Raw genomic sequence first — 11,403 nt, forward strand, 5'->3', positions numbered from 1 at the left:
GCGCGGCCCAGATGCCGTCGGCCCAGGCATAAAAGTAGAACAGCTCAGGCTCTGACCTGCTTCGAAAAACCCGCTGCACATACGCTTCCGTAAAAACCGGGCGCAGCCTTTCCTCCGCATCATATAAAAAGAGGCCTTCTGAGGCTGCGATGAGCAGACCTGCAGCTGATGCCGCAAAATTATTGATTACGTTTCCTTCCAGTATCAGCCTGAAATTGTCTCCGCTTCCAACAAAAAGTCCTTCGTTGTTTGTGGCCACAAATACCTGACCTCTGAATTCCGTAACGCCGTTTAGTCCGCTCTCCGGAAGTCCCTGAACAGGCAGGAACTCCCGCATTTTCCGTGCGATTTCGATGGCGGTAATGCCGTTTGCCCCGCTCACCCAGAGCGTACCGTCCGCATCCTGATAAAGTCGGTATGCGATATCAACCGTTAGCAGGTTTTCGTCGGTAAAGTGTGACCGCAGCGAGCCGGTTTCATCAAACAGGAAAACCCCCTGCGTGCTTGCCAGGGCCAGAGAGCCGTCGTGCAGCCCGAGCACATCATCTGCAACCGGAATATCGGCGATACCCGCGGTATCCAGCACTGCCTTTCGGGTCCACGTATCAGCCGTTTGTACCCAGACAGCGTTGCCGGGCGTGAGGGAAGCGAGCTGATTGTTGAGCAGCGTGAGCTGATGTTCGCCCGGTCCGAAGGGTGTGGTGATGAGGGTTTCGGTACCGTCATCAGTAAGCTTGAGAAGCCCTTTTTGTGAATCGTTAAGCCAGAGTGCTTCATTGGTCAGAGCGGCACCCGTAAACCGGCCCTGCGCCGGCATCAGCCTGACTTCGCCGGTTGAAATGGTGTAGATGTAGGCTTTTTCGGGTGAAATGAACCAGACCTCATCACCCATCACACGCGTAAAACGGATTTCGCCGGTTGGAGAAAGGGACTCAGGCAGCAGGCTCGTAAACTGATACTGCCCGGCCTGATCCGGGTCAAGGCGCCCGAAAGCGGTGTGGGTGCCGGCATAAACCCTGCCTTCGGCATCGGCTGCAAAAGAAAGGGCTGCCGAGCTTCCGGGGGTGCGAATGTAGCGCCAGTTGGACCCGTCGAACTGCTGAATGCCGTAATTCGTGTTTCCGAAAAAAAGAATGCCGTTTGCGTTCCGGATGATGCCCCAGGTTTGCAACGCCCCGAAGTAATCCACACCCCGGGTATAGCTCACGGAAAAAGGAAATCCTTCAGGCAGGGTGTCGGTGTCTGCCTGCTGAGCCGCTGAACCGGCAGGGCTAAACAGAAGCAGGGTGAATAAAAAGGTAAGCGTTTTCAATACTGAGCAACCATGGGTAACCGATCAACCGGCGCTTTTCAGCGCTCCGCAATAAAATTGTGTAGTCATGCTTAAATCACTATACGAACAATTAGTTCGGCTAATATATAATACTGCGGGCACGGTAAAAAGCGGTTTATCAAATTCCTTACCGGTCCGATACACACAGAGAAAGCTCTCCGGCGGCTGGCGGTAAGCGTAAGCGGGAAAAACTTTCGAAATAATCACGAAAACCGCTACTCATTCATTTTCAAACCTTCCTAAGCATTCGTTGGGTTGCCAAAGCTGAGCGACTAAACACAGATGGGGCTGAGCTAAGCGCGTACCCGGAAAAAAGGGCCGGAAAGCGTACAAATACGCAATTCTGGTTGATCTGTGCTACACAATGGGTAATCTGTACTAACCCCTTAACGGCCTCAGCGGGTATTTTTCTCAAGTTCGGGGTCTGAGCCGGCAGGAACAAGCGGATAGCTGTGATGTGCAACCCGCCAATGTTATCTGCAAATTTCATTAATGACGTGCTACTGCCCCGACCCAACGGCTACCCCATTCAAAAAACCTGAACGCTCAATATGACCCGCATCAAAGAACTACTTCTTACCCTGATTGCTGCCGCTACCCTGCTTGCATGCCCCCTGTATGCGAATGCCGCCTCAGCTTTCACCACTTCTTCCGAAAACCCGGGAGTGCTGAACGGAACTGATTTCGCCGGCGGCGACGGGCTTAGCCCGGCAACGGCCTTTCAGATCAGCAACTGGCACCATCTGAACAATATCAGGTCGCACATGACTTCCTATTTTGTTTTGCTCAATGATCTTAACAGCGGTACGGAAGGATATGGTGCTGTGGCTTCTCCGGGAGCTCACGGAGGAATTGGCTGGCCGCCGATTGGGGTTTTCTTTGTGCCGTTTGAGGGTTCTATCGATGGCGGAGGTTTCACAATTGCAGATCTGCATATTGTAACCCCCCCAAATCCGATAATTCCGGCCTTTATTGGCTATGCTCAGGGTGCAAGTATAACAGACCTGCATTTACGGAACGTTAACATCAGCGGAACACAGTTTGCTGGTGGTTTTTTTGGGGTATTCAGAAACTCAGTAATGGAGCGGGTTTCTGTTTCAGGAAACATAACCGTACCCTCTGATGACGACTGCTGCTTTGCAGCCGGAATAGCCTTAACAGTAGAAGGCAACAGCACCCTCACAGAAGTAATGGCCGATGTAAACATAACCGGGGCCCATAATCTCGGTGCCATTGCCAGTATTGTGCAGGAAGATGCCATCATCACCAAAGCCATTGCACGAGGTACGCTCACCGGCAATAATCAGCTGGGCGGCATAGCTGCTGAAAACAGCGGCACCATTTCAAACTCCTACTCCACCGTTACGATTCAGGGGGCAACCAATTCCGGCGGAATGGTTGCCATTGATTCCGGCCATATCATTAATTCCTGGGTTTCTGCCGGGTCGCCAAACGGACAGATACGCCCCGTAACCGGGGTCTGCAACAGCTGTACCCGCACAAACGTCTATTATAATTCAGACGGCCCGGCTTCCCTGAGTGAGCCCTCATCAGCAAGCCCGCTGCCAGAAGTATTAATGCTGGAAGATGTTTTGTTTTTGGGATTTGATTTTACGCCTACAACCGGTGTGTGGCAAACAGGAACTGCTTTTTCACCTACATTCCCTTACCTGCAGGCATTTACATACGATAATCCCACTGTAATAAACGGTATTAACCCGCTTCCGGGCCTTCAGCTCTTTTATGCCGGTAGTGGAACTGCTTCTGACCCTTACCTGATATCAAGCTGGTATCATTTGCATAATGTGCGGCACAGGCCGGTGTCGCATCACAAGCTCATTAATGATCTTAACAGCAACACAACGGCCTATAACGAGCTGGCTTCCCCGCAGGCCGATGGCGGGGCCGGATGGTTCCCGTTGTCAGACTTTTACGGAAATTTTGATGGCGATGGTTTTACCATACGAAACTTATTCGTCAACAGACCAGGTTTTTCGAATGTCGGTTTGTTTAGTGTTCTAAGAGGAAACATATCAAACCTGTCTCTTCTGGATGTTCATATAATTAGCGGTCAGCATGCCGGGGCTTTAGCAGGAAGGGGGCAAGGTTTTTCTGTATTCAATGTCTCAACATCAGGTACCATTTCTGCTCCCACGAGCACCCCCCAAGGTAATAGCGGTGGCTTGATAGGATATGTTGACTTTACAGGCAACGTTAATGATGTGCATACAAATGTTCATGTATCAGGCTCTTTCAGTGGTGGGGTCTTCGGGTACGTTATGTACCAAAACGGACCTTTAAATATGAATAATATTTATACCTTGGCCACCTTTGGTAATGTAACCAATCGGGGAAGTATAATTGGAAGGATTCTAATGTTTGTTCAGATAAACAGTACCAGTGGAATTTTATGGGATGAGTCTTGTAACAATTGCATTTCACGTCCTATAGGTTCAAGTTTCAGTACACTTCAGAATTTCACTCCCGTTATCCCCCCCGGCTTCCAGGGGCTGAACGGTACTCAGATGCGAACAAGGTCTGTGTTTGAGAATGCAGGTTTCGATTTCGATAACACCTGGCAGATTCAGGAAGGTGATTATGAATCGTATCCCTACCTGCAGGTTCACCGCTATAATGAGCCTGGAGATGTTAATCCTGAAAATCCCATTCCTGCCCTTCGGCTCAAACTTGAGACGCTTACGGAAGATCCGTTTGGCCCGGGTACCGCAATGGCATTTAACGGCACTTCCGATTACATCAACACCCGCATGAGCGATACCATGCTGGGCATTCCCCAGAGCAGCTTTACGGTTGAGGCATGGATTCGTGTGAATAATACCAGCGGCGACAACCCCATTCTGGGCCATGCTACTGGCATGCAGACAAACCAAAGCCTGCATCTTATTGTACGGAACAACGCCCTTAACATGGGCTTTTATTCAAACGACCTCACCGGAGGCCCGAAGATACAGGCGGGCAGATGGCATCACGTTGCGTTTGTGTATGACAATGATGCCGGCGAGCAGCGCCTCTTTGTGGATGGCGCTGCCGACGGCGTGCGACAGGCTACTGCTTTTGACGGACATCCAGCCGGCTTAAATGCTCCGCTCAAAATCGGCCGCTGGCTTTCCGCCTATTTCGACGGATCCATGAACGACCTTCGCATTTGGCAGGGCGCCCGAACACAGGCTGAGATTCAGGCCAACATGAACCGCAGCCTCCCCCGCAATACCGGCGGACTGCTGGCCAACTACACCTTCAACGAAGCGCAAAAAAACGGCTATTTCGATGCTGATTTTACCGGCAACCGGGTTTTTGAAGTCACCCAAAATGCCCCTGCCTCCATTGCTTTTCTGGTCAACAACCCGAACTGGTTTGCACCGGTAATGCCGCTGGGGCAACACAGCGTTTTTGTGGCCGAAAATCAGACCCAAACGCTGGCTGATGCCGGTCTCAGTTTGGAAGCCGCACCGGGCAGCGGTTCCGTTTCGCTTTACCGCTACGGAACTAACGCTCAGGGATTCATCACCCTAAGCGGGTCAGATCCCGTAGCAGCGGAGTTTGGTGCCGGCACCGCTTTCGTAAACCGCTCTGATGCCGTTTTCGGGGTTTTCCCCTCCGGCAGCAGCGTGAGCGGCACCCTTACGCTGAATTACAGCTTTTATGAAGACGGCGCCCTGCAGCTTTTGCAGCGCAACAGCACCGGCGGCAGCTGGGAGCGTGCAAGCGGCTGGGTGCACGATCCGGTGAACCGCACCTACACCTTTTCGGGTACCATCGCCGAGCAGCAGCTGGCCCTCACCCGCCCGGTTACACAGCTTCAGTCGCGCGTCTATTTTGTGGGGGATGATGCCGCCGGTAACGCGCAGCTGGCCATTGAGGTGCGCAACAGCGGCTTGTCAGATGTCGCCTCAGTACCGGTGCAGCTTACCGCAAGCGGCATTTCGAACCTCAGCAGTGAAAACCCCGCACTGAGCGGCTCAACCTGGACCATCCCTGCGGTGATGGCCGGTGGACAGCAAACCCTGCTGCTCAGCGGCGAACTTGAAGATTATTTGGGTGAGCTGAGCATCAGCGTTTCGTCTGATCATTTCGAGCTTGAAGCCGGCAGTGTAATCAGTGCGCTGGGGCGGGCGTTTCCGGAAGCTTACGGTGCGGAAGCTGCTTTGGCACTGGGCAGCGGCAGCTATTTATCAACAGGCAAAACCGTTGCTGAGCTGGGACTCACCAACAGCAGCTTCACGGTTGAAACCTGGGTACAGTTTAACAGCCTGAACGGCGACAAAGGCATAATGGGGGCGGGTGAAAACGGAGGATTCAGTGATCACTTGCATCTTATCGCCCGAAACCAGCGCCTGCACATGGGCTTTTGGTCAAATGACACAAGCGGCAGCACGGTGCTCGAAACCGGCCGCTGGTACCATGCTGCTTTTGTTTATGATGCCGATGCCGAAGAGCAGCGGATCTACCTGAACGGCGGGCTTGAAGCTACAGGCACCGAACGCCCGCCCCTGACCGGCAACCGGGAGATGATGATAGGCCGTTTTGTTGAAGTTAACTTTCTGGATGGTTTTCTGGATGAATTTCGTATCTGGAACCGCGCCCTGCCGCAGGCTGAAATTCAGCAGCACATGAACCTCGTGGTTCAGCCCGCCGATGCCCGCTTTCAGGATCTGACGATGTACCTGCGTTTCGATCAGCGCAGCGGAACGGCCGTAGCTGATTTGGCCGGTAGCACGCTTAATACCTTTGCCGGAGACCCGCAGTGGGTTACGCTAAGCAGTGCCCCAATCGGGCAGTTTGGTGGCAGCGTGCAGCCGGGGCAGCCTTTCACGGCTGGCCCGGCAGGCGCAGAAGCCTCCGTTACGGACCTGAGCGGCGGCTCGCTTAGCGTCGTGGTTTCTGCAACCAACAACATGGCCGACCGCACCCACACCCAAGCCGGCGAAAATTTCCCCGGCTCCATTGAGGCCCGCCGTCGCGGCGTAAGCTGGGCGCTGCAACCCGAAAACGGCAGCACCTCGGGCACCATCACCCTGAACTACGGCTTCAGCGATCAGCAGGCCGGGCTTAACGCAGCAACAGAATACACGCAGGGACTGGTCGAAAGGGTTCTCTACCGCGAAGCGGCCGGGCAGCCCTGGCAGATTCAGACCGACTGGGTTCAGGATGATGCGGCTATGACCTTCACCCGAAGCGGCCCTGTAGTTGCCGGTGAGTACAGCACCGCCCTGGTAATCGACACCATCGTGCCGGTAGCGCCCAACCAATCTGGCTGGCGCATCATCGGCGCACCGGGTCCGCTGGCAACCTATGAGGAAGTGCTCTCCGGGCTTTGGACACAGGGCTACCCCGGTGCCGCCAACTCCGAAGACGGCGACTCCAACGTGTATCTCTATAACGAAACCACCCGCAGCTGGCAGATTCCCGGGCATGCGAGCCATATTTTCGGAACCACCGGCAGCAGCGGACTCTCAAGTGGCCGCGCGGCCCTGATGTTCATGTATGAAGATGATGCGGGCCTTGAGCTGCGCCATACCGGCTTCCCGCTCATCACCGAAGCCGTGATTGAGCTCACCAACACCAACACCAACCCCGACGCAAACCCCAATGCCTCGGGCTGGCATCTTGTGGCCAATCCCTACCCTTTCCCGATCAGCTGGGAGGCCGTAACCGATACCGGACTCAGCGGCGTGAACCCCGGCATCTTCATCTTCGACACCACCCTGTTCGAAAATGAAGGCGGCTACCGCCTCTATCAGCCCGGCGCGGGCGGGCTCCTGGGTGAAACCGGTCACAGCGGCATAATCCCGCCCTTTCAGGGATTTTGGGTACAGGCCAACCGTGCCAACGGACAGACCTCAGCCATCACCGTAAATGCTGATCAATCCGCTACCGGCGGCAGCCTGCACCGGAGCGCACAGCCTGACGCCCTCACCGCCGTAACCGGGGAAACTGCGGCGCAGCCGGCAGCTTCAACCGCATCCCCTTCCGGACTCCTGATTGCCCTCCGCGCGGAGCAGCTATCCGGCAATCGATCCGATGTGGCGCTGCTCTCGCTGTTTCACGAAAACGCCGCGGGGCTCAGTCCGCTCTATCGCCCGGCCGTGCTTACGCAGCACTACCTGCACCTTGACCTGCTCGATGAAAACGGCTTCCCTGCCGTAATGCAGTACCAAGCCCCTGAGATCGGCCATACCATCAGCATTCCGCTCAACATCCGCAGCTCGCGCAGCGGGCTGCACCGCCTCAGCCTCAGCGAAGAATGGCTGTCGGATGATGAGGCGGAGCACCTCACCCTTTACCTGCTCGACACCCAAACCGGCGAGCGCAGCCTTTGGCAGCCGGGCAGCAGTATCGAGCTTTACCTCGAAGCCAGCCTTAGCCGCTCCGCCTCTGATTCGGGAAGTTTCGCGGCGGAAGATTCCGGCCCAGCTTCAGGCAGCCGGGCTGAAAGCAGAGGCAGCCTCACCGGGCATGCTTCACCCCTGCGGGAGGTCGCACAGGCCGCAGCTCGGGTTCAGGCGCAGGAAATGCCGGCTTCCGTATTTGGCAAGGGTGATGCGCCCCGTGCCCTGCCCGCCTTCTGGAGGGCGCAGCATGGGAATGGTTCTGACCCGGACGCAGCTTCAGGCCTCCATTCCGGTTCGGCAGCTCAGGCAGCTCAGGCTGGTCTGTCGGGTCAGCCGGCAGCCCGCTTCCTGCTGGAAATTCACTACGGCACGGAAACAGAGGGCGGCCCGGCAGATGAGCTCCCGCTCGCTTTCGGACTCGACCAGAACTACCCCAACCCTTTCAACCCGGGCACCAGCATCCGCTACGCCCTTCCCGAAGACGCCGAGGTGCGGCTCGAAGTGTTCAACCTGCTGGGTCAGAGGGTCGCCCTGCTGCACAATGGCCCGCAAACGGCCGGTTTCCACACCCTCAGCTTCGACGCCTCCCGGCTCTCCAGCGGGGTGTACCTGTACCGCCTGCAAACCGTTTCGGCCGGCAGCACCCACACCGAAACCCGCAAGATGACGCTGATTAAGTAGGTTTGGGGTTTCGCGTTTCTGGTTTGAGGTTTCTGGTTTGAGGTTTCTGGTTTCAGGTTTGAAGTTTCGGGTTTGAAGTTTCTGGTTTGAGGTTTCCGGTTTGAAGTTTCTGGTTTCGGGTTTGAGGTTTCGGGTTTCCGGTTTCTTTTGGAAATGGGGAACCCGAATATTCAAATGTTCAAATCTTCAAATCTTCAAATCTTCAAATCCTTGAATCTTCAAATCACAACATCCCCGGCATCATCCATCTTATTCCGAATTTTATTTTATTTTCTAAACAAAATCCGTCTTTAAAACAATGAAAGAATCCTATCAGAAACTCACTGTTAAAAAAACAGCTTTGATCAGGCCACATCCGTAGTCATGATGTCGCCGGTGGGCGGTTGTGCAACGCCACCCCCGCCACCGCCACCGCCGACCATTCAGTAAGCGGCCCGGGCCATTGGCCTGCTGTTAAACACAAAAGCCTCGCAGCGGTATGCTGCGGGGCTTTTGTGTTTTGGTATCTTACAAAGACAGACGAAAGACCGGGGACCGCAGCCAAAAGCTAAAAGCTAACAGCTAACAGCTAAAAGCCAAAAGAAAAAGCTGACAGCACGCAAATTCATCCCATTCATGTGGGCATTAATACTATACCGCTACCGCTACAGGTACTCGAATCCTGTAATAGGCCGCTATCAAAGTCTGTTTGTGGTACACGAAATTGCCATACAATATTTGGGCCTTAATCCTTAAGCGTTAGAAAAAGCAAGACCTTATAATTATTTTTTAGCTATTTTGGTATAGTTATCACAAAACATGAAACACAGATATGATGTCGAATTGAACCATTCGATTAAAGCGCTCTTATTTCATGCTGAATTATTCGGTAACATAGCGCAACTGCAAAAATAAAAGCTTGGGTAGTCAGATGTTCAGATATAACTACAATATGAGATGTCTTGGTTTTATCGTAATCTATTTATTGGCCTTTGAAGATGTTTGGGGCATTTCAGACAGAACAGGGTCACAAAGCCGTAGCGTGCAGGCGCTTAATCAGCAGCTTTCCCATGCAGAACAGTTTCTGTTCCAGTATCCGGACAGTGCCATAAGCAGCATGCAGCAGCTTATGCCTGAGTTCATATTGCAGCCAAACGACTCCCTTGCCGCCCGGGCCTATTTCGTGATAGCAACCTCGTACTACCTCAAAGACTACTACAGGCTTGCCGTGAATAATTATGAAAGGGCGCTTCAAACATCATACAGCAATGAAAACCCATCCTTCAGAATAAGGGTGATTAACAACCTTGGCGTTAGCCACGATTTGCTGCTTAATCATGATGAGGCCCTGCGCTACTATATTGAGACGCTTACGCATGAACGGGAATTCGGAAGCCCGGCAGGTGTCGCAGAAGTATATAATAATATTGGGCTTGTATATATTTCTATTGGCAATAATGAAGCGGCCCTCGAAGCCCTGAACAAGGCAGAAGCCCTCATAGCTGATGAACCGGAGGCCTTTATAAACGGGCTAATCCTCCAAAACAAGGGCATCGTTTATCATGCTATGGAGCTTTATGAGGAAGCGATGCAGTTCATCGAGCAGGCCATTGATTTTTATGCTGAACATGGCTTTTATCATAATAAATTACAGTCTGTTCTGAACCTTGCTATTAATCTCATAGACAGAAAAGTGCATTTTGATAAGGCCCGGAGCCTTCTATTAAGCGGCATTGAGGAAGCCATCGAACGCGATATCCCACTGCTGCACGGATATATGAAATTAGAGCTGGCGCATATCGCGCTGCTAAGGGAGCGACCTACAGAAGCCCTCAGCTACCTTGATATTGCAGCCTCTATATTTGACTCGATGGAGGATCCTTTTTTAAGCTTTCCTTTAGATGTGTTCCGCTATCAGATAGAAGCATATGCTTTGCTTGGTAATGCAGCGGGGGTCCGGGAAGCAATGCAAAACTACGAAGATCTTTCATGGGAAAGAGATATAGCGCAGCGGGCAAAAGCCGTAGAAGAGCTAAAAACTGAGCTGAGCTACAATGAGAAGCTGGCTGAAATACAGCAAAAGACCAGCGAACTGGAAACGCAGCGAATCCGCACCCTGCTCGCCGGTTCAATCGCTGTTCTGCTGCTGTTCACTACACTGTTTTTAGTCGTTACCTACCGGCAACGGGAAAAAAAGCTGCAACAAATCTACAAACTCAATCAGCTTGCACGCGCACAGTTTTCGATGGTTGAACGGCTGACCTCAGAAGATGAGGAAGAGGCTAGAGCCGTGCCGGAACATGTGGCCAACGGAAAGTCAGAACAGACCCATTCCGCGCAAACAAAGCAGTCCGAAATAGAGGAGGTTTCGCCAAACAGTTCCCAAAACGGCCATAATCATACTGCGGAGGCAAAGAAAAAACCGGAGAATGCGGAGCGCTGGGTATTCAATAAAGTGCAAAAGGTAATAGCTGATGAAAAACTGCATCTGGAAAAAGACCTGAGCCTGTCACAGCTTGCTTCACTAACAGGCGTTTCGACACGCGCCATCTCCGCATCGATTAACTATTACAGTGGGTACTCATTCAATCATTTCGTAAATGATTATCGCGTTCGCACAGCAATTATGCTACTGGAAGATGAGTCCCAAAATTACCTGAGTATTGATGCAATTTATGAGCGCTGCGGGTTTTCTTCCAAAACGACCTTTTACAGCGCATTCGACCGGTACACCGGCATGACACCATATCAGTACCGGAAAGTTTCACAGTCATAGCTTTCATCAGGAAAACGCAGGATGTAAGGTACAGCTTTCTACCCATATGGCTTCCCTAAACGGGAAGCGGAGGCAGCCGTCCGAAGACCGGCGACCTCGGACGGAAGACCTCGGACCGAAGACCGAAGACCGAAGACCGAAGACCGAAGACCGAAGACCGAAGCTAACAGCCAAGAGTTAAAAGCCAAAAGCCAAAAGCGCGGTACAGGTTCGGGTGGCTCCGCCGGTCGCATCGCAGCTGCGCTGCTCCGGTTATTGGGGGGGCGGGGGTTTTCTACCCA

3 protein-coding genes are annotated in these 11,403 nt (G+C 53.0%); 2 read left to right on the forward strand and 1 reads right to left on the reverse strand.

Going from position 1 to position 11,403, the window contains the following annotated elements; translation table 11 throughout:
• Positions 1-1,312 (reverse strand): hypothetical protein (locus LAT75_RS13440; protein ID WP_291483193.1); only part of this gene is annotated, 1,312 nt, incomplete at its 3' end.
• A 572-nt stretch (positions 1,313-1,884) separates the two neighbouring features.
• On the opposite strand from LAT75_RS13440, the gene LAT75_RS13445 reads away from it, so the two are divergent.
• Entirely contained in the window at positions 1,885-8,367 is a 6,483-nt protein-coding gene (locus LAT75_RS13445) for a LamG-like jellyroll fold domain-containing protein (RefSeq protein WP_291483194.1), read from the forward strand.
• A gap of 931 nt (positions 8,368-9,298) precedes the next feature.
• Positions 9,299-11,122: a helix-turn-helix domain-containing protein gene (locus LAT75_RS13450; RefSeq protein WP_291483195.1), complete on the forward strand. Its 1,824-nt coding sequence runs from the start codon at positions 9,299-9,301 to the stop codon at positions 11,120-11,122.
• The last annotated feature ends 281 nt before the right edge of the window (positions 11,123-11,403 follow it).

The organism is Cyclonatronum sp. (genome assembly GCF_022565315.1).
Taxonomy (GTDB): domain Bacteria; phylum Bacteroidota; class Rhodothermia; order Balneolales; family Cyclonatronaceae; genus Cyclonatronum.